Raw genomic sequence first — 26,133 nt, forward strand, 5'->3', positions numbered from 1 at the left:
GCCGTAACAGGTGGGAGAGTAGGTCGGTGCCTTTTTTTACACGGAAGCCCTTGCTGGAAACAGTCAAGGGCTTCTTTCGTTTAAGTACTTCCGTATTTCCATGTACAGGCTATGGCATATCCTCCGCCTATCGGTTATCGCAGCACAGGACCGTCGGTGAGCCTGCTCCATCGGAAGCTGTTCCGCAATTGTCGCTATCCTGCAACTGTCACTGTGCTCAGTGGTAATGTTACACCGGTCATAGCAGGCGGTCATGTAGCCTCTACTGTGCTCCGGTGCTATGCTGCACTGTCGTAGCCAAGTGGAATTGCCAAACTCAGGCTGAGCTCATATTCTTTTAATAAGTGGCTTTTCTACAGTGGTTAACTAAATTATGCTATAACAGTACACAGAAGCCAGTTCAAGCTAATCCCACTACCGATTCTTTTCAAAGAGTCTTTAGCTCACTTGCTATAGGCGAATAGTGCAATGAGTCTGCAGATTAAGGTTTGCTATTCTGATGAGGTTCGATGCACTATAGATACAATTCACTTCGTGCCGATAGTCTCGATGTTTTTGGGATAAATTCGTGTATATGTAACAGTGATTCTAACCCATATTGTCATTAAAACAGGGTATTAAACTGCTGGAAATGTGACTACGGTCACTTTTGATGTCTGATTTAATTGTAAAAAGTATCTTTCAAGATCTCTATTTTCCCTAAGTCATTTACAACCAATGGTCGAAATTGCTAACTAAGCCTTGTAATCGGGTAATAAGAAAGTGACGTACATCACTTTTGTACGCATTGTCCATCATTAGATTGTCATAAATTGCTGCTTATTTTTGAATCAGAATCAACAATTTAAGTAATGCAGTTAGAGCAATTTAATTACGACAACAAGATTGTCAGGAATTTCGGAATCGCTACCATTATTTGGGGGATAGTTGGTATGACCATAGGATTGCTTGTGGCAACGCAGCTTGTTTGGCCCCAGATGAACTTTGGATTGCAATTTACAACATTTGGCCGTGTACGTCCTGTGCATACCAATGCGGTGATTTTTGCTTTCGTAGGTAATGGTATTTTTATGGGAGTTTATTACTCCTTACAGCGGGTGCTTAAAGCAAGAATGTTCAGTGATGCTTTGAGTAAGCTCCATTTTTGGGGTTGGCAATTAATTATTGTTGCCTCGGCTATTACACTCCCACTCGGTCTTACTTCAAGCCATGAGTATGCCGAAATGGAATGGCCTATTGATATCGCAATTACCCTCATTTGGGTCGTATTCGGAATCAATATGTTCGGTACTATTATCAAACGACGCGAACGTCATATGTATGTCGCTGTTTGGTTCTATATTGCCACATTTGTTACAGTAGCCGTATTGCATATTGTTAACTCCATCCAATTACCTGTAGCTGGCTGGAAAAGCTATTATGTCTACAAAGGCGTACAGGATGCGCTGGTACAATGGTGGTATGGTCACAATGCAGTTGCTTTTTTCTTGACAACTCCTTATTTGGGAATGATGTATTATTTCCTTCCTAAGATGGCCAACCGTCCAGTTTACTCTTACAAGTTAAGTATTCTTCACTTTTGGTCTTTAATCTTTATTTATATCTGGGCAGGTCCTCACCATTTGCTCTATACGGCGCTACCTGGTTGGGTACAGTCTTTAGGGGTTGTATTCTCCATTATGTTGATTGCTCCGAGTTGGGGCGGTATGATCAATGGCTTGTTGACCTTACGTGGTGCTTGGGATAAGGTACGGACAGAGCCTATGTTAAAATTCATGGTCGTGGCCCTTACTTGTTATGGTATGGCGACTTTCGAAGGCCCTATGCTATCCTTAAAGCAGGTGAATGCAATTGCTCACTTTACCGACTGGATCGTAGCGCACGTACACGTAGGTGCATTGGGATGGAACGGCTTTATGACATTCGGTATTCTGTACTGGTTGATACCACGTATTTATAAAACGGAGTTATATTCTAAAAAATTGGCATCAACGCACTTTTGGATAGGTACCTTGGGTATTTTGTTCTATGCGATCCCGATGTATTGGGCAGCTGTAGTACAAGGCTTGATGTGGAAAGAATTTACACCGGAAGGGGTTTTGAAATATCCAAACTTTCTTGCGACAACATTGGAAATTTTGCCAATGCACATGATGCGTGCACTAGGTGGCGCACTTTATCTATCGGGCGTGTTCCTGATGACGTTCAACTTGATCAAAACTATGCAAAAAGGGAAGCTTTTGGCCAATGAGCCTGCAGAAGCTCCTGCATTATTGCCGGTTCAAGTAAACGAACAGTCTCAACACCGTCGCCTTGAACGTAAGCCAATTTTATTTATGGTACTGGCTCTTATTGCCATCCTCATCGGGGGTATGGTGGAGATGGTGCCGACTTTTACAATTTCTAAAAACGTTCCAACGATTGCGAGTGTAAAACCTTACACAGCATTGGAACTGCAGGGAAGGGATCTCTACGTGAGAGAAGGTTGTGTAAACTGTCACACGCAAACTATTCGTCCATTTAGATCCGAAACCGCCCGTTACGGAGAGTATAGCAAGGCGGGAGAGTTTGTTTACGATACACCGTTTTTATGGGGGTCGAAGCGGACGGGACCAGATCTGCATCGCATCGGTGGAAAATATCCCAATAAATGGCACTTTGATCACCTGTTGGATCCGACGATTACCTCGCCAGGAAGTATCATGCCAACATATCCTTGGTTGATCGATCAGAAGCTGGATAATTCTATTCTGCAAGATAAAATGAAAGCATTACGGAAATTGGGAATCCCCTATACCGACGCGGAAATTGAACATGCTGAGGAGGATCTCACCAAACAGGCACAAAAAATTGCTGATGATCTAAAACAAAATCAAGTGAATGTGTTAGCTGACCGTGAGATCGTAGCTGTAATTGCATACTTACAGCGATTAGGAACAGATATAAAAGCAGCTCCAAAAGTAGCTGATAACGTTAACGCAAATCAATAAAGCCATGTTTAAGCAAATAACAAATCTAAACGGCAGTGAGCTTTATCTAATTGCATCACTTTGGATCTTCTTGGTGTTCTTCATTTCAGTAGCAATAATGTTGTTTCGAATGAAAAAAGACTATGTTACTTATATGAAGGAATTGCCTTTGGAAGAAGATGAAACAGAAAAGGAACTGAATCATTCACCTGAAAGTCTATAATATATGAGTTTATTATTGGATACTGCACCAGCTACCGCAGAAGTTGTTCAATCTACGATAGGATTCGGTACAGATAATTTATACACAGATATCTTAATTGTTGTATTGATCGTTGTGATGCTGGCTCTTCTTGCTTCGGCATTGATGGTCAATCGCGCGATGAAATCCATCATTAAGATTACCATGCCTGAATTGGCCAAGGAGGAAAAACTCAAAAAGGCGGCGAATAAGGGCTGGATGAAAAGGTCGTGGAACAAGATCATGGGGATCAGACCGATTTCAGAAGAAAAGGACATTGTCATAGACCATGAGTATGATGGTATCCGCGAATTGGATAATCCGATTCCGATCTGGTTTAATTTCCTTTTTTATGGAACGATTTTTTTCGGCCTTGTTTACTTATTTGTTTATCAGGTATCGGGCATCGGAATGAACCAGGACCAGGAGTATGAACATGAGATGGTCGTTGCCGAGAAAGAGCGTCAGGCTTATCTTACTGCTTCTGCGAGCAATGTAGACGAAAGTAGCGTGGAGTTTCAGCCGGAAATGGCAGCTGATGGAAAAGCGATCTTTACCGCAAACTGTGTCGCTTGTCACGGTGGTAGTGGCGAGGGAGGCATCGGACCTAACTTGACCGATAAGTTTTGGCTTCATGGTGGCGAGATTAAAGATATCTTCAAAACCATTAAGTATGGTGTTCCTGATAAAGGAATGGTGCCATGGGAACAAACTTTAAGTCCTGCACAAATCGCACAGGTTGCCAGTTATATTATTACCTTAAGGGATACACACCCTGCTAATCCAAAAGCTCCGCAAGGTGAAGAGGTTACCTATGGCGGTGGCCAGGCTGCAAGCGGAGAGAAGCCGGCGGATGAGAGCAAAGCCGATCAGGCTGAAACAGAAAAAAAAGCAGAGTAATAAATTGAAATAGCAATGAGTACAGTAGTCGTGAATAATGCCAATAACGGCGGATCTAAGTCAAAAAAAAGACAATGGATTTATGCCAAAAAACCGCAGGGAGAGCTTTACAAAAAGAGACAGTGGGTTGGGTATTCACTACTGCTGTTCTTGTTTGTAGTTCCTTTTATCAAAATAAATGGTGAACCGTTTCTCATGTTCAACATTATTGAGCGAAAGTTTTCCATCTTAGGAAATCTGTTCTATCCACAGGATCTCTACATATTCGTATTCGGCATGTTAATCGTGATGGTATGTGTGGTTTTGTTTACTGTTGTCTTTGGACGGGTATGGTGCGGATGGACTTGCCCCCAGACCATTTTTTTGGAATTAATATTTAGACGAATTGAATATTGGATCGAAGGTGATTGGCAACAACAAAAGAAATTGGATGCTGGACCCAATACGGATCAAAAACAATTGAAAAAGTTTTTGAAACATGGTATATTCCTGATCATATCATTTTTCATTTCAAATATCTTTTTGTCTTATATCATCGGTGTTGATGCGCTGATGAAGATCATCACTGATCCATTGGACCAACATATCGGTGGATTGATATCAATAATCATATTTACATTGGTTTTCTATGGCGTGTTTGCGTACGTCAGGGAGATTGTATGTATTGCAATTTGCCCTTATGGCAGATTGCAGGGCGTACTCCTCGATGACCAAAGTATCACTGTTGCATATGATCGTAGACGTGGAGAGCCAAGAGGAAAACAGCAAAAGGATGCAACGACGACACATGGAGATTGTGTAGACTGCAAACTCTGTGTACATGTATGCCCCACAGGAATTGATATTCGAAATGGTCTGCAATTAGAATGTGTAAGTTGTACGGCCTGTATTGATGCTTGTGATGCTGTCATGGACAAAATTGGAAAGCCTAAAAAGTTAATTGGCTTTTATCCAATGGGTGAGATTGAAGGAACACTGAAGAAAAAAAGCAATACGAGGGCAATAGCCTATTCTATCGTGTTGGTTGCATTAATGTCGGTCTTTAGTTTTCTGTTGTTCAATCGTTCTCAGGTGGATGGAAGATTGCTTCGGGCAAAGGGAAGCACCTACCAGCTTCGTGATGATAAGACAATAAGCAACCTGTATTCTTTGGAATTGATTAATAAGTCTGGTAAAGAAATGCCTTTTAAATTGGTCTGTGATGATCCGCGTTTAAAGATTCAACTGGTCAATCCTATTCAAAAATTGAGTAAAGATGGGCATGCGACACTGAGCTTTTTTCTAATTATCGCGAATAAGGATGTTGAGACCTATAAAAGTAATATAAAATTAGCTATCTATTCGGGAGATAAGAAAGTGGAAAGTTTAAAAACCACTTTTATTGCGCCTCCGGGTATGAATTAAAATGAAAAACAATGAATTGGGGTACAAAGATTTTTTTAACCTTGGCGGTATTTATGTTGTGTATAGTCGGAGCAGGAATATACATGGTGAGTCACGATTCGGATAGTCTGGAAGAAGATGACTATTACGAGCAGGGACTGAATTATGATCAAGCTTACGATAAAAAGCAAAATGTATTGATTATGAAGGAATCACCGACAATAGAAATCAGGCAAGATACCTTGTATATTCATTTTGTCTCCAAAGTAAATAAAGGGAAATTGCTGTTTCGAAAACCTTCGGATAACCGATTGGATAAAGAATTACCATTTCAGACAACCAGTAATTTATATACACTGCCCATTTCCACGTTCGATAAAGGAATGTGGAATTTGTATATTGACTGGAAGAGTGTAGGTAAAGATTTTTTGTTTGAAGAGCATATTTTATTTTAGTTTAAGGAAATGAGCTATACCTATTTTGCATTTTTCATGGGATTGTTTGGAAGCATACATTGTGCGGTAATGTGTGGACCATTAATTTTTGCCATTGAAGGAAGGCAGGGTTTTGGTTGGAACGTTTTTTTTAATAAAGTACTGTATCAATCCGGTAGAGTACTGACTTATGGTTGTTTAGGACTTTTACTCGGTACGATCGGAACATTTGCCCAGATTCAAGGTTGGCAGCGAAGTTTGAGCTGGGCCACAGGTATTATTCTGATCGGAATTGCTTTATTCCAGCTTATTGGTAAGCATAATAGAAAAATCGCTAGCTGGCAGACGAAGGCTGTGCAGCCAATTGTACGCTTATTGTCGAAATGGCTCTATAAGCCGGGGGGGAGTTTTATTGCTGGCGTACTGAATGGCTTATTGCCCTGTGGTATGGTCTACATGGCACTCATGTCGTCCATAAATGCAGACAGCCCACAGCAAAGTTTCTTTTTTATGTTGTGTTTTGGCTTAGGAACTATCCCGCTATTGTTTGCGTTTTCTTTTCTGGGAAATTTCTCCAGATCTTTCAAAATCGGATTTTCGAAATGGGTTCCCTTTCTCTATTTCTTATTGGGAATTTGGTTTATACTCCGGGGTGCCAATTTAGACATTCCTTATTTAAGTCCATTCATTCATGTCGATGGTGCAATAAACTGTGTTTAACGACAAACAATATGTCGATGCTAAGTATTATATTTGGTAAAACCCTTAGCACACAATATGGAGGTACTTCATCATATTTTACAGATTGCATTAGAATATTATTGGATTCCCTTACTCATCCTTTATATTGGTGTAATCGGGACGATTTTGATCGAAAACCGTAATCCTTCCAAGACCATTGCCTGGATTATGGTCATTGTTTTCTTACCTGTCGTCGGTTTGCTCAGTTACTATTTCTTTGGTCAGAAGTTTAAGAAGGTCAAAAGAATGAAACGCGTGTATCGCGAGCAGTCCAAAAAGCTACTGGATGCCTGGCGTAAGGAATCCGAAATTATGGAGGAACATATTGATACGTTAAATGAGCGGATCGGTAGTTTGGCCATGGTGTACCGCTACCTTAAAAATCAGAAGATCTCTACATTCTCCCTCAACAACGATGTAACCCTGTTTATCAATGGGGAAGAAAAGTTTCCGGTACTTATTGATCGCCTTAAAGCTGCGCAGCATTCCATTCACATGGAATATTATATCTGGGAAATGGATGAAATAGGGCAGGAGATCTTGCATATTCTAGAAGAAAAAGCAAAAGCTGGGGTCACCGTACGTCTGATATTGGATAGTTTTGGTGCTCCTGATGTAATTAAATATTTACGGAGGCATAAACCCGATTTTGTGTTTCAAGCTTTTCTTCCAGTAACCTTTAGTTCCTTGGCGAATAGCAACTACCGAAATCACCGCAAGATAGCGGTGATCGATGGGAAAATAGGTTTTGTCGGCGGAATCAATATTTCAGATCGATATATCAATAATGGAAAAAATGAGGTTTATTGGCGGGATACAGCTATGATGGTTGTCGGCGCGGCTGTAAATACGTTGCAAATCCAGTTTTGGAACAGCTGGAACCAGACAGATGGGGAATCGTTTGAATTGGGCCGAGGTTATTTAAACCGATTTCCCCTTACCGATGAAGATGCGAGTGGAGTAGGATTTACAGCCAGTGATCCTGGATCGCCAGCGCCTTTCAATATGGAAGCAATTATTGCCGGTATCAACGAAGCAAAAGAATATGTACAGTTGTGTACGCCATATTTTATTCCCAGCGATCAATTGACGACCGCTTTAATGCTCGCGGTATCTTCAGGAGTCCGTGTGGACTTGATGTTGCCGGCCCAGTCTGATTCGTTTTTTGTACAGCACGCCTCATTCTCGTTTATAAAACCACTGTTGGAAAGAGGAGTCAACGTATACCTCTATACAAAGGGATTTCTGCATGCCAAAACCATCTGTATTGATGGGAAGCTTGCCTATATCGGTACGACAAACTTAGATATCAGAAGTTTTTACATCAATTTTGAAATCTCGGGAATTGTCTCGGATAAAGCGCTTTGCGACCGTCTTAATGCACAATTTTTAGCTGATATTGAGGTCTCAGATCTGATTACAATCCGAAAATGGATGCAACGAAGCCGCTGGAAAAGAGGAGTTGATTCCATCTGTAGGCTTTTGGCTCCATTGCTTTAAATTATCTTTAAAGAGTCGGTAATGACCCTATGGATAGGTATAATAAATGTTAAAAATACCCCAATGAGGTTGGTCTTTGCTCAAAATTGAATATATTTAGCTATTCATTTTTTATTCTAAGACTTTCAATGAAGCACATAAAACTATTGACTTTATCGATAGGACTGTTAGGAATGGGGACGACTTATGCCCAGACTACACCTACGTTGCCTATTAATACGATCGTAGAACGAGTTCAGAAATATTTTCAGGTCTACCCAGTTGAAAAGGTACATTTACATTTCGATAAACCATATTATGCGGTGGGGGATACCCTCTGGTTTTCGACCTATTTATCCCGCAATTTGGCCGAATATGAGCCGAGTAAAATAGCTTATGTGGAAGTACTGAACAGTCGTGATTCCCTGATTCAGACACTAAAAATTCCATTGGATAAAGGGGTAGGAAATGGGCAGATTGTACTTGATCCTCAATTTATGTCGCAGGACAATTATCGATTTAGAGGTTACACAAAATGGATGGCCAACTTTGATAATGCCTACTTCTTTAATAAAGTGGTGCCAATCGGTGATGTTATCAATAAGAAATTGATTACGAACATTGAATTTCAAAATAACATTGGTGGTAATAAAACCCAAGCTGTCATACAGTTCCGCGATCGTACGGGAAAACCGATGATCAATTCAAAAATCAATTGGGAGTTTGTCTCGGGATGGGAAACGTTCGACAAGGGTAAAGGTGAGACGGATGGTCTAGGGAAAGTAACGATAAATTTGTCTGCAAAGGAAAAAGCAAATTTGGAAAAAGGACAACTGAAGATTAGCATTCAGGAGAATAAAAATGAAAAACCTTTGTCTAGTTCTTTCTTGCTCAAAAATGCCTTGTGGGATGCAGACGTGCAATTCTTTCCTGAAGGGGGAGATATTATCGCCGGATTGGCAAAAAAAGTGGCATTTAAAGCTCTCGGATCCGATGGGAAGGGGCTAAAGGTAAAAGGAAGTATTTTAGATTCAAAGGGCAAGTCTGTAGCGGAGTTTGCGGACTTCGGAACTGGAATGGGCTATTTTTCTCTCCTGCCGCTCGCGGGGGAAAATTATCAAGCTGTTGTGAAGTTTGAGAATGGACAGGAACGCAAATACAAATTGCCGGCTGTTGTCAATGACAAGGCAAATGTTGTTTTTGTAAAACAGGATGCCACGAATGCTGAGTTTGCCGTGGTAACCAGTGAAGAGAATTTTTCAAAAAACCAGGGGCAATCCTATTATGTTTTGGTGCAGTCGAATGGTCATCTCTGTTTTGGCGCGCAGGTGAATTTAAAATCTTCATCAGCATTGGTCAATATTCCGAAAGAGCGTTTACCAAATGGTATTGTCCAGGTAACCTTATTGAGTCCGGACGGAAAGCCTATCAGTGAGCGCTTGGCATTTGTTCAAAGCGAAAAACTTTTAAATATTCAGGTTACCAGCGATAAGCAAAGTTATAAGGCTAAAGACTTGGTCAATCTTAAACTTGCTGTAGACAACAATGGGCAGAAGTTCCCGGGAAGCTATTCAGTCGCTGTAATAGACGAGTCCAAAGTTCCTTATAATGATCAGGCAGATCTATCGATTGTGAGCAACTTTTTGTTGACTTCGGACCTCAAAGGAAATGTAGAGAACCCAAATTCATATTTTGATGAAAAAAATCCCAACCGGGATAAGGCTTTAGATGCTTTATTAATGACGCAGGGCTATCGTCGATTTGACTACCCGACGCTTATATCGGAGAAATTGCCGCAGATCAGTTTTCTTCCTGAGCAAGGAATCGAATTGTCCGGTATACTCCGGATGAATACGGGACGTCCTTATCCAAATGGTGGGTTACTTTTATCGGTACCTTCCCGTAATATTAAGAAGGATGTTTATACGGATCAAAATGGACGATTCACATTTAAAGATCTTGTGTTCCCGGATTCGTCCAAAGTAACGGTTAATGCCCGATCGAATGACAATTACCGAAGCTTGGTTATTAATATGGACCAGAGCTTTTACCCTGAGATCGATAAGAATAATGGCTATAAGAGTTATTTTGTACCTAATATAGACCAGGCTTTTGCTCCTTATTTGGCGAATAGCCGAAAAGAATATCGAAAATCGATTCTCTTGGATGAGGTCGAAGTGACGGCTGTAGTGAAGAAAGTAATCACCAATAAAGATTTTCCTTCTATTTCGGGGCTGTCCATGCCGGAACACCGTATTGAACCCGAACGTTTGACCGGTTGTAACGTGTTGACCATGTGTCTTCAAACGGTATTGACGGGCATTACCTATGATCCACAGACATTGAAATATTATGTTTCTCGTGATTATAATGCGGGTGGGCGTACACCTGTTCAATTCTTTCTGAACGGTATGGCTATTGATGAGCCCGGATTGAATAGCATCAATGTCGCGGATATCGAAGGTATCGAAATCTTCTTACGTGATGAATTGGGTACTGTCTCCAGAATGTATCAAAATAATGGTGTTGTGTCAATCTATACGAAGAAAGTGGAAGCGAAGAAACCACGGATGTCATTGAGTGAGATTGAAAGCTTATTGCCTAAATCAAATGTAATCGATATGTATCCATTGGGGTATATTAAAGAGCGGAAGTTCTATGTTCCAAAATATGATACGCCGGAAAGAAAGGCCGCAAACGATTTGAGAACGACCATTTACTGGAATCCGAAAGTCTCGATCACAGAGACCGGGGAGGCTGCCATTCAGTTTTATAATGCCGACGGAAATGGAAATTACAAGGTAATCGTCGAGGGAATGGATCAAACCGGGAATATCGGCCGTAAGGTAATAAACTACGGTGTTCAGCCTTAAACCTTGTATATAGGGGTTGATCAAAAAAAGAACGCTGTTCTCAGTCAAAGAGAGCAGCGTTCTTTTTTTGTTAAAAAAAACACCTCCTTGATGGGCAAGGAGGTGCTAACTAACCAATTATAAACCTAAATTATGAAAAGTATTTTGTCGCTATTAATAGCGCTAATCTTCTTATTTATAAAGTATATTTCAAATCCTATGCCAAATAGTTTTTATAGCACTTTTGGCAGATTTTTAGTTGACTTTTTTGATCAGGCTATTTATTCAAGTGGAAATAACAGGGTCTACAACGTGGTTCATAAGCGTCTTTTTCACCTAAAAGTACGGTTTCCGTATTGTTGGTCAGGCGATAGGAATAATTCGCTGGAGCGCCACATTGCATGCAAACCGCATGTACTTTTGTAACGTGTTCGGCTACTGCCATTAGATTGGGAATTGGGCCAAATGGTTGCCCTTGAAAATCCATATCGAGCCCGGCAACAATTACCCGGATACCACTATTTGCCAATTTGACACACACCTCTGTCAAACCGTCATCAAAAAATTGTGCCTCATCGATTCCGACAACTTGGGTAGATGAACTCAAAAGTAGGATTGCTGAAGAATGATCAACGGGTGTTGACGGGATGCTATTACTATCGTGAGAAACGACCAACTTTTCATCGTATCGTTTGTCAACAGATGGTTTAAAGATTTCGACATTCAAACGTGCATATTGTGCTCGTTTTAGCCTGCGAATCAATTCTTCTGTCTTGCCTGAGAACATCGAGCCACAGACAATTTCAATGCTACCATATTGAGCGGGGCGCAAAGCCAAATTATGTTCGGAAAAAAGCATTTGATTAATTTAATTTTGTTGGAAGGTCTGCAAATAAGGTGATTTTTGTAAAATGACCTCCCATTATATTCTGTTTTTGACACCGCTAATATCAGAATTAAATATTAAATTTGGGTAGCAAAAAAGTGAACGTAAATCCAAATATTTCTAAATCAAAGGATTGAGTTTTCCACTTTTCGGTCGGTTGAAGGTATAAGTATTATAAATGATTAATTGGTGATTTCAAATAGAACTATGGGTACTAAAGAGGAAATTTTTAATAAGATAGGCGATTTATTACAGGATTTAAATGGACAGTATTTAAGCTTGTCAGAGCAGGGTAGTTTGTCCGAAATTAACGAATTAGTAACACTGGAAGCGAAAGCTCAGGCTGTAGCGGCTTACATAACTTTACTCAAGACCAAGGCTGTTCTTCAGGAAGGTCAATCGCAGCATGCTTTAAGTAATGCAGCCTTGGACAGTAAGAAGATTGCTTTCAACGATTATTTTACCCCACCTTCGACCATTAGAACATCGGCGCAGCAAGTTGTTGCTGAACAGCCCCAAAAAGAGGTTCAAGAAGCTCAACCAGTTGAAGATTTCAGCCGTGGAAATGAAGAAGCGATCGTGGAGGAAAAAGAGACCCCATTTGTCTTTGAAAGTGAACCTTTAAAATCGAAAGAGCCAGAAACTCCATTTGTTTCTGAAAGTGAACCTATACAATCGGAAGAGCCTAGTCCTGAAATTGTTGAACCTGTTGCACCTCAAGTTGCTGCAATTCCCCCTGTTTTTGCAGCTGCCCCTGTGGAGGAATTAGCTTATCAGGCAGAAGAGGAAGCTACTACGCAAGTCGAAGAACCGACTGTCTTCGTTACAGAAGTAATCGAAGAACCAAAAGAAGTCGTTATTGAGCAACCGCAAGAAGTGTTTATTCAGGAAGAAATCAATACCGTCATTGAGGAAGCTCCAGCGAGACCATTGACCTTAAATGAAATTATCTCTCAACAGAAACAAGCTGGCGTACAGAATCGTGTTTATCAGGTGAATCAATCTGGACATAGCGATAAACTCACGGATATTAAAGCAGGGATAAGCTTAAATGACAAACTCTTATTTATTAAGGATTTGTTTAATGGGTATAGTTTAGCGTATAGTGAGGCTGTCGAATTATTGAATAGGTTTACAAGCTACGCGGAAGCGGATGCATTTTTGCAGACAAATTATGCTATTAAAAATAAATGGGCAGATAAGCCGCATACCGTTGAAAAATTATACGACGTCCTGCGCAGAAGATATAACTAAAATTATAAAACATAAAAAACAGCTCTCGTTCTACCGGAGCTGTTTTTTTATGCCTATATTTTGGTTCTCTAGCTTAGTTGAAATTGTAGCCAATCGTTCCCTTCATGACCATAAACGAAATACTTTGGTTGAAGAATTTCGGCTAAGGATTCGAGTTCGCTCAAATAATTGTATCCGGGAATCTGTGCAAATTGTTCACTGGTCATAATAAAGACCTGATCGAGCTCGATAGCTTTGGATGAAGCGATAGCTGCCGTATTCAACAATTGTGGAATTTGGATAAATGTCTGTTCCCCATGGCCGATGACAATGATTTTATCGGCATCATTTTCTGTCGTAACTGGAATACCACCTGCAATTTTTATGGCTTCCTGCAGATAGGCAGAACGGTTTATTTCAAGGGGCTGTATTTGGTCCAGTACCAATACCTTGGGCCTGTCAGTGGCCGAAATAAACTTAAGCTTATGGATTAGAATACTTGTTTCGTCTTCAATTTTTTCAACCAGTTCAACTGTTTTATCGATGGCATCGAGATCAGTCCCGATACGTTTGATATAGGAGATCATATCATCGATGTCGACAAGTTGAGGGCGATCTGAAATCAATGTGTCGTAGGTTTCAGCTGGAATAGTTGCCGGATTTAGGTCCAACTGGTCCAAAATATGGGCGACTAGTTTTTCTTGATTGCTTTGCATGTTGCAAAAATACAAAACCTTCATGACTTCGAAGACACCAAGCGCAATGAAAGCGAACTGAAGGTTCTTTTTGGCCAATAAGATCAGACACTTTCAGAAAAAAAGGGAGGCATTGGCGAAAGTAAATTAGCAATAGTAGGTATGCGCAGATTTTTGTAAATTGGCCTGAAATAAATGATATAAATATGTTTGACAAATTATTTCAAGCCCAGCAAAAGGCGGAGGAAATCAAGAAAAGATTGGATTCAATTTCTGTGTCTGGTGAAGTGGAAGGTGGTTTAATCCGTGTGGTAGCGACAGCAAACAAAGAGATAAAAGAGGTTACCATCGATCCTGTATTTTTATCAAACGCAGATAAGGAAGAATTGGAGGAGTTGCTTGTGGTTGCTCTGAATAAGGCAATTGCTCAAGCTGAGAATATCAGCCAGGCTGAAATGCAGGCAGCAAGCAAGGATATGTTGGGTGGACTAGGAGGACTAGGCGGATTATTTAATCAATAGCGATATTATCATGAAAGCAACTTATTACGGACAATCATGTGTGGAGTTTGATTTTGACGGAACGAAGGTTCTTTTAGATCCATTTGTTACGTATAATCCACTTGCAAAAGAAATCGATGTAAATACAATTAAACCGGATTATATCTTTTTAAGTCATGGACATCAGGACCATGTGGCAGATATGGCGACGATTCAAAAAAACAGCGGTGCCACTGTTTTAGCGATTGTTGAAACTGCAGGCTGGGTGAGAAGACAGGGAGTACCTGATGATAAAGTTATCGAGTTTAACTTGGGCGGAACGGTTCAACTACCTTTTGGTTCGGTAAAGATGGTATATGCCGCACATACCAATAGTACACCTGATGGTCAATACGGTGGGTTTCCTGTAGGTTTTGTCTTTAATGTAAAAGGCAAGCGAATTTATTTTGCTGGAGACACTGCATTAACCATGGAAATGAAATTGCTGGCAGACATGAAGCTGGATTGGGCATTTTTGCCTATTGGTGGGCATTATACAATGGATGTGGATGATGCAATTAAAGCCGCTGAATTTGTGAATTGTGCTCGGGTAGTTGGTATCCATTACGATTCATTTCCGCCAATAACGATCGATAAACAACAAGCTTTGGATAAATTCCAAAATGAGGATATTTCATTGTCATTGCCGGAAATCGGTTCGACATTTGAGTTATAAACAATAAAAGAAAAAGCCGAGCTAGCTCGGCTTTTTCTTTTATTGTTTTCTTGATTTTATGCAGATCTGCGTTGTGTTCATTAAGATATGACAATCTTTTTAAGATCTTCCAGGCTGAAAAGAGGGATATCGATGATTTTATTCTTCAGGATTTGTTCTTTGTTTTCTTCAAAATAGAAGAGCTTCCATTCTCCATTTTTATATTCTAAACTACTGAGGTTTTCAATCCAGTCCCCTGAGTTCATATAGGTGCAGGTTCCTTTTCGTGTTATAACTTCTTTGATTTGAGGTTGATGGATGTGTCCACAAATAACGAAATCGTAATTTTTTTCAATCGCTAGTTCAGTAGCTGTATGTTCAAAATCCGATATATATTTGACGGCCTTTTTAACCGAATTTTTGATCTTTTTAGAAAGAGAATATTTCTCCTTACCCATTTTATCCAGACAGTAATTAATGATATTATTGAGCTGTATAAGTTTGTCATAACCCCATCCACCCAGCTTGGCCAACCATTTAGAATGATGAATGGATGCGTCGAAAACGTCCCCATGAAAGATCCATACTTTTTGATTATTGAGTGAGAGAAGTAGTTTATTGCTCAGCTTGATATTACCTAATTTTAGATCGGTAAATTTGCGCAACATTTCATCGTGGTTGCCCGTGATGTAATGCACTTCTGTACCCGAAGAGCTCATGTCAATGATTTTTTTGATGACTTTGAGATGTTCCTGTGGGAAATAACTTTTTTTAAATTGCCAAATGTCTACGATGTCTCCATTGAGTATCAGTATTTTGGGAGATACGGACTCTAGGTAAAGTAAAAGCTCTTTAGCTCTACTACCGTAGGTACCTAGGTGTAAATCTGAGATTACAAGTATATCAAGGCTTCTTTTCATTTGCAATAAATTTGTTTATTCATCTATGTCTACAAAGATGTTTCGACCTTTGTTGATTTTGTTGTTTGTCCCGCTGTTGAGGACTATATTTCACCTTTGACGGATTTGCCTGAAATGAATCGATCTATTTTACCGTTTTTGTGTTATTGTATGCCACGATTTTTCATTCAATAAATCTGTTATCTTCTTTTACAAAAAAAAGATACTTTTATTTTGTACCGATGAAATTCCTGTTATTAAATCATTAAAATGTCTTGTAAAACGGTATGAATTAGTTTATTGGAAATTAATATTAACGGGGGATTTTCATTGAGGAGAAGACCATAAGGTCAAGAGAGTGGGGGAAGAGCAACAAAAAAAGGTATCCAATTTTATTGAATACCTTTCTTATGTTAAAGATTATTTTTCTTTTTTATTTGGCAGTTGCTGCCGCTCTATCAATGTGGAATTGTACTAAATCGTCGATAGGAGAACGTAAGATCTTACCTACTTTCATTCCATATTGCTCAGCTTTTTCAGCTAATACATTTCTGAAATTATAACCTACCGAACCGATACAGTTGAAAGTATAGCTTTGATAATTAGGGTATTTGCTAACAAGATTTCTGAAAAATGCTTCAAAAGCTTCATCAACGATATTACGTGTATATTCGATATTTACATTGTTGTCATAGACAAATTTGCTAAAGCTAGCACAGAAACGATTTGGCATAGGTTTAGTATAAACCGCGTCCATAATTTCGTCTTTTGTCATTTTATACGTGTTATAGAATACTTCTTTAACATCTTTAGGCATCAAATTACGAACATAGTCTGCCAATAATTTTTTACCAATATAACTACCAGAACCTTCATCACCTAAAATGTAAGCACCTGAGTCGATGTTTAATGTGATTTCTTTGCCGTCATAGAGACAAGAGTTTGTTCCTGTTCCTAAGATCGCAGCAAATCCGGCTTGAGTTCCTAATAATGCTCTTGCTGCTGCAAGAAGATCGTGTCCTACTTCAACTTCAGCTGTAGTAAATACTTGTTTTAAGGCATCAACTACAATTTGTGCTTTTTCCTTGTTATGAACACCTGCACCATAATAGTTTACTTCTGAGATTTTTTCAAAAGGTAAATCTTGCGGTAGTCCTTTTTTTAGGGAGTTTACAATGTATTCACTATCAACAAAATAAGGGTTATATCCTTCTGTGTTGAAGTAGATTTTTTTATTCGAATCGTCTAACAAACACCAGTTTGTTTTTGTTGATCCCCCGTCAGCAATGATTATCATTATTGAGTAGTTTTAATTGTGTTTATCGTTATAAAATGAGTAATCAATTCATTAATCAATTCCCCGAAAATACATTTTTTAATTTTAAATATCATAATTTATCCGCGTATTTTTCAAAAAATAAATTTTTGTACTTTGGTGACCATATAAAAAAACTGGCTTAACGATGTTGTTAAGCCAGTTTTTGAGCTGTGTAATAAAATTGTTTAAATAGTGTACTATTTACAATTAGTGAGGGGTATTAATGCCCCCCTTCAGCCTCTATTTCGTCAATATTGATTCCTTGTTTTGTTAATATTCCCTTAACAAATATCGCAAAGAAAACAACATAACAGAATCCGATTAATGGTAGAATATACGAGTTATGGATGCCGATAATATCCGCTAATTTTCCTTGAATCGGAGGAAGAACACCACCACCAAGAATCATCATGACAAGAAATGCCGAACCTTGAGCGGTATATTTACCTAAACCTACAATCGATAAACTAAAAATCGAGGACCACATAATTGAACATGCAAGACCACCTGATAAGAAAGCGTAGATTGCAATAGTACCCGATGAGAATAGGCCAATTAACATCGCTATGATTCCAAATAATCCGAAAATAATCAATGTACGAGCAGGTTTTTCTTTACTTAGGTAGAATGCTACAATTTGAAGAAGAATACATACTACGTAATAGTAGAGATGTGACATTTCAAATCCTGCAAGCGTATTGACTCCGATGATAATGGAGAATGCAATCAGAGGAACGATAATCAATAATCCATTTTTAGCCGATTTACTCAAGTTAAAGGCTGTAATTGCACCGGCCCAACGACCAATCATCATACTCCCCCAATACATAGATACATAAGGTGTAATTTGCGATGATTGCAAATGACCAAATTCCTTCAATGTCAATAATTCCCCGAGGTTACTACCGATAGCAACTTCGATACCGACATAGATAAATAGGGCCAGCATTCCCAAAGCCAATTGTGGATATTTCATCGCACCCCAGCCTTCTGGATTTTTTTGTGCGCTCTTATTGGAGAACAATAAACCGCCGATCACAACGACCAATGCTCCGGCCAACCATAGCATACGTTGCATTTCGAGTGGTTTGGCCACTTCTTTAATGTGCAATTTGAGCTGGTCAATCTGAACCTGATCCGTTAAACTCGAAACCTGTTTATGCAACTGCTCTACCTGCAAGGCTAAATCGCTCTTATAGCTTAGAAAAACCGGTGTGAACATACCAAAAAGTAGTACGGTCATAATGATCAATGTACGTAAAGCTTTATTAGCCTTTTCCATGGGTTCATCACTAATGCCAGCAGGAACTTTTTTACTGAAATTAAATAATGCTGCAGCAAGGAGGAACAATAGACCAACACCTATGTAAAGATAAACAACCTTGTTTAAAGGAAGGTTAGCGATCTCGGAGTCAGAAATAGGCTCAAAAGTTCCAAATAAGGAAAATCCGATAACAAGAGGTCCTATTGTTGTACCAAATGAGTTGATACCACCACCTAGGTTCACACGGGAAGCACCCGTTTTCGGATCGCCCAATAAAACGGCAAATGGATTTGCTGCAGTCTGTTGTAATGAAAAACCAAGGGCTACAACGAATAGTCCCAACAACATACCAACATATAAGTTTACTTCGACAGCAACAATCATGGCTGCTGCACCCAAGGCCGAGAAAAGTAAACCGTAAACGATACTCTTTTTATATCCCCATTTTCCAACCAGGTCCTTTCCTCCGATTGAACTGAAAATAAATAGTAACAATGCACCAATATAATAGGCTGTATAAAAAGCAAAGTCTATTAACTGGGATTGAAACTGGTCTAAATGAAAGTAATTTTTGCAGAACGGTATAAAAACACTGTTCCCTGCCGCAATGAACCCCCAAAAGAAAAACACAATAATCAATGTGTAGAGTGCGGGGTAATTGGTTTTAGTTTGTTGCTGTTCCATATAAGGGATCTAAAAACTTAAATTTTGAAAGGTACGAACTTATGAAAAAAAATATAAAATTCAATCTAAAAATGTTGTTAAATCGTTTTACTAGCTACAATAGTAAATATTTTTTTTGAAATATTTTGAAATAACAAAATTTGTTTTTTTCTTTGTCTAGGTTCTCAATATTTAATCCACTTCGGGTTTAAAAGAAATCATTAAGTTCTTCATCACATTTAATCATGGAAACTTGTTTAAGTGTGTAATCAGAATTCAGAAAAAAGCTCAAAAAAAAATCCAAAAATCATACACAACACATTAATGGATATTAACGAATTAAACGCTAAACTCGTATCGGAATTGCGCGAGATTGCTAAGTTGATCGGTATCGCAGATGCTGATAAATTGCGTAAACAAGAATTAATCGAAAGAATTAGCAATACTGGTGGGGAAGAGGAAGCAGCTCCAGCGCCAGCTGAAAAAGCAGCTAAAGTAGAGGATGATAATCAGGAACATGCTGAACGTACACGTAAACGTGTGCGGACCGTAAAGACTGCGGAACCTGTCACGGTAAGAAAACGTGAAGTTTCTGAGCATGACGAAACCGCGGTTGCAACCGAAGACGCACCATCAGCAGATAAAGGTCCCCAACCTGAAAAAGCAACACAAACTCCTAAAGCAGAAAACACTTCTTCAAGTACAGATTTCGATAATGTGATCGTTAATGAGGGTGTATTGGAGATTATGCCTGATGGTTACGGCTTCTTACGTTCATCAGATTACAACTATTTGACTTCTCCTGATGATATTTATGTATCACAATCTCAGATCAAATTATTTGGTTTGAAAACGGGAGATACGGTACGTGGTTGTATCCGCCCACCTAAAGAGGGTGAAAAATACTTCCCTTTGGTACGGGTTGAGGCTATCAATGGGCAAAATCCTGCTGAGGTTCGTGATCGTGTGCCATTTGATTATTTGACACCATTGTTCCCCGATGAGCGTTTAAATTTGGATATGGGCGTTGGAAATTACTCTACGCGTATCATGGATTTATTTACGCCTATAGGTAAAGGTCAACGTGGATTAATCGTTGCTCAACCGAAAACGGGTAAAACAAACTTGTTGAAAGAGGTTGCAAATGCTATTGCAAAGAATCACCCAGAAGTTTATTTGATTATCTTATTAATTGATGAGCGTCCTGAGGAGGTTACTGATATGGCGAGAAGCGTGCGTGCTGAAGTTGTTTCTTCAACATTTGATGAGCCGGCTGACCGCCACGTGAAAATCGCTAATATTGTGCTTGAGAAAGCGAAACGTATGGTAGAGTGTGGACATGATGTCGTTATTTTGTTAGACTCAATCACAAGATTGGCACGTGCATATAACACAGTTGCGCCTGCGTCTGGTAAAATTTTGTCAGGTGGTGTGGACGCTAACGCTTTACATAAGCCAAAACGTTTCTTTGGTGCTGCCCGGAATATCGAAAACGGTGGTTCATTGACAATTTTAGCAACAGCATTAACAGATACAGGTTCTAAAATGGATGAAGTTATCTTTGAAGAATTCAAAGGTACAGGTAATATGGAATTACAGTTGGATCGTAAGTTGGCTAACAAACGTATCTTCCCTGCGATCGATATCACAGCTTCCAGTACACGTCGCGATGATCTATTGACTGACAAAGAAACATTACAACGTATTTGGGTACTTCGTAACCACTTATCTGATATGAATTCTACAGAGGCCATGGAATTTTTACAAGGTCAATTGCGCGGAACTAAATCAAATGAAGAATTTTTGATCAGTATGAATGGGTAATCCCATCAAATTTTGATATTTTAGCCATCATTTTAATCGAATGATGGCTTTTTTTATAAAATAGATCCTGTAAATGAAAAAACATATCCCAAATCTACTGACTTGCCTAAATTTATTTAGTGGCTGTATCGCTGTATTGATGGCATTGCAAGGCAATATTCAAGTGGTTACTATTTGTGTCTTCGCGTCCGGGATATTCGATTTTTTTGACGGAATGGTGGCAAGACTTCTTCATGTTAAATCACCAATCGGAAAAGAGCTTGATTCGTTGGCCGATATGGTCAGTTTCGGTTTTTTACCTGGGACAATCATGTTTACCCTATTGACAAAGGTATTTCCTGACGGCTCTCTGTTGCCTTATCTGGGCTATATCATTACTGTTTTCTCAGCCTTACGTTTAGCGAAGTTCAACCTGGATGAGCGTCAAACTTCTGATTTCATTGGTTTGAATACGCCAATGAATACATTTTATGTGCTTTCATTGCCTTATATCGCAGACAAGTACCCGCAATTAGTTTTAAATCCGATTGTATTAATCGTTAGTATTCTTCTAACCAGTTATCTTTTGGTGAGTGAAATTAGGTTGTTTTCGATGAAATTTAGTTCGATGGACTGGAAAACGAATAAGTTTCGCTTTATATTTTTGATCTTGACGTTGATCTTGTTTATTGTTGGTCAATTTATGGCTTTACCGATTATTTTAGTTTTATATTTCCTATTATCGGCATTGCATTTTAATAAAAAAAACGATCTGGTTTAGATCGTTTTTTCATATTGCTCCAATTCAAACAGGAGCTCTTTCATTTCGATATCTATAATATCAAAGGTGGCTTGAAGGCCCTCGAGAGACTCCTCATTTTTTGCATTGGTCTCTAATTCCTCAAATTTTTCTTTTAAGTGAAAGGCACCGATATAGTCCATTGTCGGTTTGATGTGATGGGCTGTATCACCAATCTTTTGAAGATCACCTTCAGCCAGCGCTTGTCGGAGCTTGTCGAGATCTACAGGTGTTTGAATAAGATACATGGATACAAATTGTTTGATTAATTCGTGGTTGTCAAACATGTTTTGGCGGATCAGTTCAATGTCGATATGGTTCATCGTCGCTAATTTTCTTTACAGGTAAGTCGTCTGTGCATTTATCCAATAAATATACGTTATTTTTTTTGTAAACGGGGTGGATATAGCCCGGAGCTATTTCTACCAATGGTTCGAGTGTGAACCTCCGCTCGGCGATATAAGGGTGTGGAATCTGCAGTGAGGGCAAGTCGATGATTTCCTGGTTAAAGTAGAGTATATCGATGTCAATTACTCTTTCACCCCATTTTTTTATACGGATACGTCCTAATTCCTGTTCGATATGTTGTGTTAGATCTAAGCACGCCAAAGGCTGTAACTCGGACGCTATTAAAACGACCTGATTCAAAAAGGCCGGTTGGTCTTCAACTCCCCAGGCCGCTGTTTCATAGATCGAAGAAACTTCAATAATTACTCCAACATGTGTCTCAAGTTGTTTTCTTGCTAGATCAAGCTGTTGAAAACGGTCTCCGAGGTTAGTGCCCAAAAGTATATAAATCTTATTCATAATGCTAAATTAAGCTTTTGTGGAACTTAGTTGTTTGAATTTCGGCTATTTCTTTAGATTTAGGGTATTCATGATCTTTGGATATGTAAGTTTCTTTCAGGCTAGGCATCTTAATTGCGCGAATAAAATGTGGTGTAGATGAAATAAAAGACTGGGTGAATAAAAAATATTGCATTACCTTTAGTGAAAAATAGGTCTTTCTATTGGAAGATATCTTATGGATCGGATTTAATTACAAAATATGAAATCATTTTTTAAGTACGTACTGGCAACAATTACGGGGATTGTGATCTCTTTTGTTGTGTTGTTTATTGTTTTGATGGGAATTATTGGGGCGATCATCAGCTCGGCGTCCTCTGATCAGGAGATTGTTGTTAAAAGCAACTCGGTCTTATACCTATCTTTTGATTATGATATTACAGAGAGAAGCGAAGCAAATCCTTTGGGTAGTCTCAATCTTCCAGGTTATTCCACTAAAAATATTGGACTAGACGATATTTTGGCGAGGATCAAGTATGCAGCTACGGATGGGAATATTAAAGGGATCTATTTAGATGCTAGTCATATCGGTGTTGGTTTTGCGAGCTTAAAGGAAGTAAGGGACGAACTTTTGGCCTTTAAGAAAACCGGGAAATTTGTTGTTGCTTATAATGCCGGGTATGACCAAAAGGCCTATTATGTAGCGAGCATCGCTGATAAAGTATATGTTAATCCACAAGGAACGATTGATTTTAGAGGTTTGGCAAGTTCTACGATGTTCTATAAGGACCTCTTGGATAAGGTTGGGGTAGAGATGCAGATTGTGAAGGTGGGTACATTTAAAAGTGCTGTTGAACCTTACTTTTTGAATAAAATGAGTGATCCCAATCGTTTGCAGGTAACATCATATTTGGGAAGTATATACAGTACTTTTATTAATGAAATAGCAGCGAGCAGAAATATTGCTGCGGATTCATTACGGGCTATAGCGAATGACTATCGTGTTCGGGATGCGGACGATGCGGTAAAATATAAACTTGCGGATGCCAAGTTGTATAAAGACGAACTTTTGTCAGACTTGAGAAAACGTTTGAAAATTTCGGAAAAAGATGAAATATCGTTTGTTTCTCTACTGGATTATAATAAAAAGATAAAAGACGATGCGAGTGGATCTGAAGTCGCGGTTCTTTATGCTGCAGGAGAAATTGTTGACGGTGAGGGTGCTGGACCTGGCCAAATCGGCGGTGATAAATTCTCCCGCGAACTACGAAAATTACGAGAAGATGATGCGGTTAAAGCTGTTGTTTTGCGTGTTAATTCACCAGGTGGATCTGCTTTGGCTTCAGATATTATTTGGCGGGAGGTTATCTTGACCAAGAAAGTGAAGCCTGTTATCGTTTCCATGGGAGATTTAGCTGCATCAGGAGGGTATTATATCTCAGCGGCAGCGGATTCGATATTTGCCGAACCAACCACGATTACAGGATCTATTGGTGTTTTTGGCGTGATTCCTAATTTCCAAAATCTGATGAACAATAAGATTGGAGTACATTATGATGGTGTAAAAACGGGTAAATTTGCCGATTTGATGACTTCTTTTGATCGCCCGTTGACAGCAGAAGAAAGGGATATCATCCAGCGGGAAGTTGATAAAGTATATGGTACATTTACGAAAGTTGTTGCAGATGGCCGTAAATTATCCATTGCTGATGTTGATAGTATTGGGCAGGGAAGAGTTTGGACCGGTACGCAAGGACTGAACAATAAATTGGTTGACCGTCTCGGAAACTTGGATGCCGCTATTCAGGCTGCCGCTAAAAAGGCCAACTTAAGCAAATACAAAGTGTCCCAGTATCCGGAGAAAGAGGATCCTTTTACCTCAATATTGAATAATTCAAAAGAAAAAGTCCAAGTTTGGGTTGCAAAAGAGCAAATGGGCGAATATTATCGTTATTTTGATGTCATGAAAAAAGCTACCGCACAGACGGGTGTGCAGGCGAGATTGCCTTATAGTGTTGAGATTCACTAGCAATTGATTCGCAAAGGGAGTCCAATCGTCGGATGGTTATAGATTATTATGATTTATGACGATAGAGGTAATTCTTACGTTGTGTGACGAGAAGTTCGATCCAAGGTAAGAATTGCCATTAATAAATAATTATTTCTAATGAAAGCAAATGCTTTTTTTTATATTTAGCTGTTCGTTTGACAAAACGACCTAATCCCAAATCAATAAAGTTACATAATGAAAACAGTAGACGATTTAAATTTTGCAGGTAAAAAAGCCTTGGTACGTGTGGATTTCAACGTGCCTTTGGATGAAAATTTCAATATTACGGATGATAATCGTATCCAGGGAGCGGCTCCAACAATAAAGAAGATTTTGAATGATGGTGGAAGCGTGATATTGATGTCCCACTTAGGAAGGCCAAAAGATGGTCCTACTGATAAGTATTCATTAAAACATATTGTTGCTCATCTTTCACAGGTTTTAGGTACTGATGTTCAGTTTGCCAATGACTGTATCGGTACAGAGGCTGTAGAAAAGGCTGCAGCTTTACAAGCTGGTCAGGTTTTATTGCTAGAAAACCTTCGCTTCTATAAAGAAGAAGAAAAGGGAGATGTTGAGTTTGCAGAAAAGTTGTCAAAATTAGGTGATATCTATGTAAACGATGCTTTCGGCACAGCGCACAGGGCTCATGCTTCGACAGCAATTGTTGCACAATTTTTCCCGGGAGCTAAATATAGCGGTTACTTGATGGCAGCAGAAGTTGGAAATGCAGAAAAAGTATTAAACAATCCGGTTAGACCCTTTACGGCTATTATGGGAGGTGCAAAAGTTTCTGATAAAATTCAGTTAATTGAGGCCTTATTGGATAAAGTTGATAATCTTTTGATTGGTGGAGGTATGGCTTATACATTCATCAAAGCTAGAGGGGGCGAAATTGGTCAATCATTGGTTGAAATCGATAAACTTGATTTGGCGAATGAGTTGGTGAAAAAAGCGAAGGAAAAAGGTGTAAACCTGGTTATTCCTACGGATGCTCAGATTGCAGATGCATTTTCAAACGATGCCAATGTATATGATGGACCAAATGATCAAATTCCGGCAGATTTGCAAGGTCTTGATATCGGGCAGGAGTCTGCTGCAAATTTCGCAGCAATCATCAAAAATTCTAAAACAGTTCTTTGGAATGGTCCGATGGGTGTTTTTGAATTTGATACCTTTGCGAAGGGTACCAAAGCTGTTGCTGATGCTGTTGTGGAAGCAACGAAGAATGGCGCATTCTCTTTGATAGGGGGTGGTGATTCAGCTGCTGCGGTAAGTAAATTTGGTATGACTGAGGATGTAAGTTACGTCAGTACAGGTGGTGGTGCGCTTTTGGAATACATGGAAGGAAAAGTTCTTCCGGGTGTGAAGGCACTTGAAGATTAATATAAATCAAATTTTTAGAAAAGGGACAACGTTATGTTGTCCCTTTTTCATTAAAAAAGATCTGTGTTATGTACTAAACTATTGATGTAATGTCAGATTAAATCAATTATCTGTTAAATGTTTGTGTAGTACTGGTGAGTTTTTATTGTATTTGCTAA

General features: G+C 39.2%; 23 protein-coding genes. 16 read left to right on the plus strand and 7 right to left on the minus strand.

The window, feature by feature from the left end:
* The 9 genes from ACHWSC_RS12305 to ACHWSC_RS12345 all read left to right on the plus strand — a co-directional run.
* The coding region (locus ACHWSC_RS12305) for a hypothetical protein (RefSeq protein WP_394676959.1) at positions 1-227 on the plus strand (227 nt) is incomplete at its 5' end.
* A gap of 624 nt (positions 228-851) precedes the next feature.
* On the plus strand, positions 852-2,990 hold the full coding sequence (gene ccoN, locus ACHWSC_RS12310; protein WP_120334929.1) for a cytochrome-c oxidase, cbb3-type subunit I: 2,139 nt from the start codon (positions 852-854) through the stop codon (positions 2,988-2,990).
* 4 nt (positions 2,991-2,994) lie between these two features.
* Complete coding sequence (locus ACHWSC_RS12315) at positions 2,995-3,192, plus strand: hypothetical protein (protein WP_046671935.1); 198 nt, start codon at positions 2,995-2,997, stop codon at positions 3,190-3,192.
* A 3-nt stretch (positions 3,193-3,195) separates the two neighbouring features.
* Positions 3,196-4,110: a cbb3-type cytochrome c oxidase N-terminal domain-containing protein gene (locus ACHWSC_RS12320; RefSeq protein WP_075991725.1), complete on the plus strand. Its 915-nt coding sequence runs from the start codon at positions 3,196-3,198 to the stop codon at positions 4,108-4,110.
* Between the two features lie 15 nt (positions 4,111-4,125).
* The gene (ccoG, locus tag ACHWSC_RS12325; protein ID WP_394676960.1) at positions 4,126-5,514 is read left to right on the plus strand and encodes a cytochrome c oxidase accessory protein CcoG; all 1,389 of its coding nucleotides are present in this window, start codon (positions 4,126-4,128) and stop codon (positions 5,512-5,514) included.
* Between the two features lie 11 nt (positions 5,515-5,525).
* Complete coding sequence (locus tag ACHWSC_RS12330; RefSeq protein WP_075991727.1) at positions 5,526-5,948, plus strand: FixH family protein; 423 nt, start codon at positions 5,526-5,528, stop codon at positions 5,946-5,948.
* A 9-nt stretch (positions 5,949-5,957) separates the two neighbouring features.
* Positions 5,958-6,647 carry a sulfite exporter TauE/SafE family protein gene (locus ACHWSC_RS12335; RefSeq protein WP_394676961.1) on the plus strand — a complete coding sequence of 230 codons (690 nt, stop codon included), beginning with the start codon at positions 5,958-5,960 and terminating at the stop codon, positions 6,645-6,647.
* Between the two features lie 57 nt (positions 6,648-6,704).
* Positions 6,705-8,168 (plus strand): cardiolipin synthase, encoded by a 1,464-nt coding sequence (cls, locus tag ACHWSC_RS12340; RefSeq protein WP_201670532.1) that lies wholly within the window; start codon positions 6,705-6,707, stop codon positions 8,166-8,168.
* Positions 8,169-8,296: 128 nt separating this feature from the next.
* A complete protein-coding gene (locus ACHWSC_RS12345; RefSeq protein ID WP_088160749.1) occupies positions 8,297-11,020 on the plus strand; it encodes a hypothetical protein in 2,724 nt (907 codons plus the stop codon).
* Between the two features lie 256 nt (positions 11,021-11,276).
* Here the strand turns inward: ACHWSC_RS12345 and ACHWSC_RS12350 are convergent, their stop codons facing one another.
* Positions 11,277-11,858: a thymidine kinase gene (locus ACHWSC_RS12350; RefSeq protein ID WP_313183581.1), complete on the minus strand. Its 582-nt coding sequence runs from the start codon at positions 11,856-11,858 to the stop codon at positions 11,277-11,279.
* A 234-nt stretch (positions 11,859-12,092) separates the two neighbouring features.
* On the opposite strand from ACHWSC_RS12350, the gene ACHWSC_RS12355 reads away from it, so the two are divergent.
* Positions 12,093-13,139, plus strand: a complete 1,047-nt coding sequence (locus ACHWSC_RS12355) for a hypothetical protein (protein WP_394676962.1) — start codon at positions 12,093-12,095, stop codon at positions 13,137-13,139.
* 68 nt (positions 13,140-13,207) lie between these two features.
* On the opposite strand, the gene ACHWSC_RS12360 is transcribed toward ACHWSC_RS12355, so the two are convergent.
* Positions 13,208-13,834, minus strand: coding sequence for a hypothetical protein (locus ACHWSC_RS12360; RefSeq protein ID WP_394676963.1), 627 nt, complete (start codon positions 13,832-13,834; stop codon positions 13,208-13,210).
* A 185-nt stretch (positions 13,835-14,019) separates the two neighbouring features.
* Here ACHWSC_RS12360 and ACHWSC_RS12365 point away from each other — a divergent pair, with 185 nt between their 5' ends.
* On the plus strand, positions 14,020-14,334 hold the full coding sequence (locus tag ACHWSC_RS12365) for a YbaB/EbfC family nucleoid-associated protein (protein WP_046671896.1): 315 nt from the start codon (positions 14,020-14,022) through the stop codon (positions 14,332-14,334).
* 10 nt (positions 14,335-14,344) lie between these two features.
* Positions 14,345-15,028 (plus strand): metal-dependent hydrolase, encoded by a 684-nt coding sequence (locus ACHWSC_RS12370; RefSeq protein ID WP_075991738.1) that lies wholly within the window; start codon positions 14,345-14,347, stop codon positions 15,026-15,028.
* 80 nt (positions 15,029-15,108) lie between these two features.
* Here the strand turns inward: ACHWSC_RS12370 and ACHWSC_RS12375 are convergent, their stop codons facing one another.
* The 3 genes from ACHWSC_RS12375 to ACHWSC_RS12385 all read right to left on the minus strand — a co-directional run bounded on the left by ACHWSC_RS12375 (position 15,109) and on the right by ACHWSC_RS12385 (position 19,172).
* The gene (locus ACHWSC_RS12375) at positions 15,109-15,927 is read right to left on the minus strand and encodes a UDP-2,3-diacylglucosamine diphosphatase (protein ID WP_046671898.1); all 819 of its coding nucleotides are present in this window, start codon (positions 15,925-15,927) and stop codon (positions 15,109-15,111) included.
* 412 nt (positions 15,928-16,339) lie between these two features.
* Positions 16,340-17,203 (minus strand): N-acetylglucosamine kinase, encoded by an 864-nt coding sequence (locus tag ACHWSC_RS12380; protein WP_046671899.1) that lies wholly within the window; start codon positions 17,201-17,203, stop codon positions 16,340-16,342.
* A 241-nt stretch (positions 17,204-17,444) separates the two neighbouring features.
* Entirely contained in the window at positions 17,445-19,172 is a 1,728-nt protein-coding gene (locus tag ACHWSC_RS12385) for an MFS transporter (protein WP_075991739.1), read from the minus strand.
* A 303-nt stretch (positions 19,173-19,475) separates the two neighbouring features.
* Here ACHWSC_RS12385 and rho point away from each other — a divergent pair, with 303 nt between their 5' ends.
* Entirely contained in the window at positions 19,476-20,975 is a 1,500-nt protein-coding gene (gene rho, locus ACHWSC_RS12390; protein WP_394676964.1) for a transcription termination factor Rho, read from the plus strand.
* 73 nt (positions 20,976-21,048) lie between these two features.
* Positions 21,049-21,735, plus strand: coding sequence for a CDP-diacylglycerol--serine O-phosphatidyltransferase (gene pssA / locus ACHWSC_RS12395; protein WP_088160754.1), 687 nt, complete (start codon positions 21,049-21,051; stop codon positions 21,733-21,735).
* Here pssA and ACHWSC_RS12400 read toward each other — a convergent pair.
* Positions 21,732-22,076, minus strand: coding sequence for an Hpt domain-containing protein (locus ACHWSC_RS12400; RefSeq protein WP_120334918.1), 345 nt, complete (start codon positions 22,074-22,076; stop codon positions 21,732-21,734). The two genes, pssA and ACHWSC_RS12400, sit on opposite strands and share 4 nt — an antisense overlap.
* Entirely contained in the window at positions 22,057-22,560 is a 504-nt protein-coding gene (gene folK, locus ACHWSC_RS12405; RefSeq protein ID WP_394676965.1) for a 2-amino-4-hydroxy-6-hydroxymethyldihydropteridine diphosphokinase, read from the minus strand. The genes ACHWSC_RS12400 and folK overlap by 20 nt, the downstream gene beginning before the upstream one ends.
* 241 nt (positions 22,561-22,801) lie before the next feature.
* Here folK and sppA point away from each other — a divergent pair, with 241 nt between their 5' ends.
* Both sppA and ACHWSC_RS12415 read left to right on the plus strand, forming a co-directional pair.
* Positions 22,802-24,568, plus strand: a complete 1,767-nt coding sequence (gene sppA, locus ACHWSC_RS12410; RefSeq protein WP_394676966.1) for a signal peptide peptidase SppA — start codon at positions 22,802-22,804, stop codon at positions 24,566-24,568.
* A gap of 216 nt (positions 24,569-24,784) precedes the next feature.
* Positions 24,785-25,975: a phosphoglycerate kinase gene (locus tag ACHWSC_RS12415; protein WP_070570453.1), complete on the plus strand. Its 1,191-nt coding sequence runs from the start codon at positions 24,785-24,787 to the stop codon at positions 25,973-25,975.
* The last annotated feature ends 158 nt before the right edge of the window (positions 25,976-26,133 follow it).

Source organism: uncultured Sphingobacterium sp. (genome assembly GCF_964277905.1).
Taxonomy (GTDB): Bacteria; Bacteroidota; Bacteroidia; order Sphingobacteriales; family Sphingobacteriaceae; genus Sphingobacterium; species Sphingobacterium siyangense.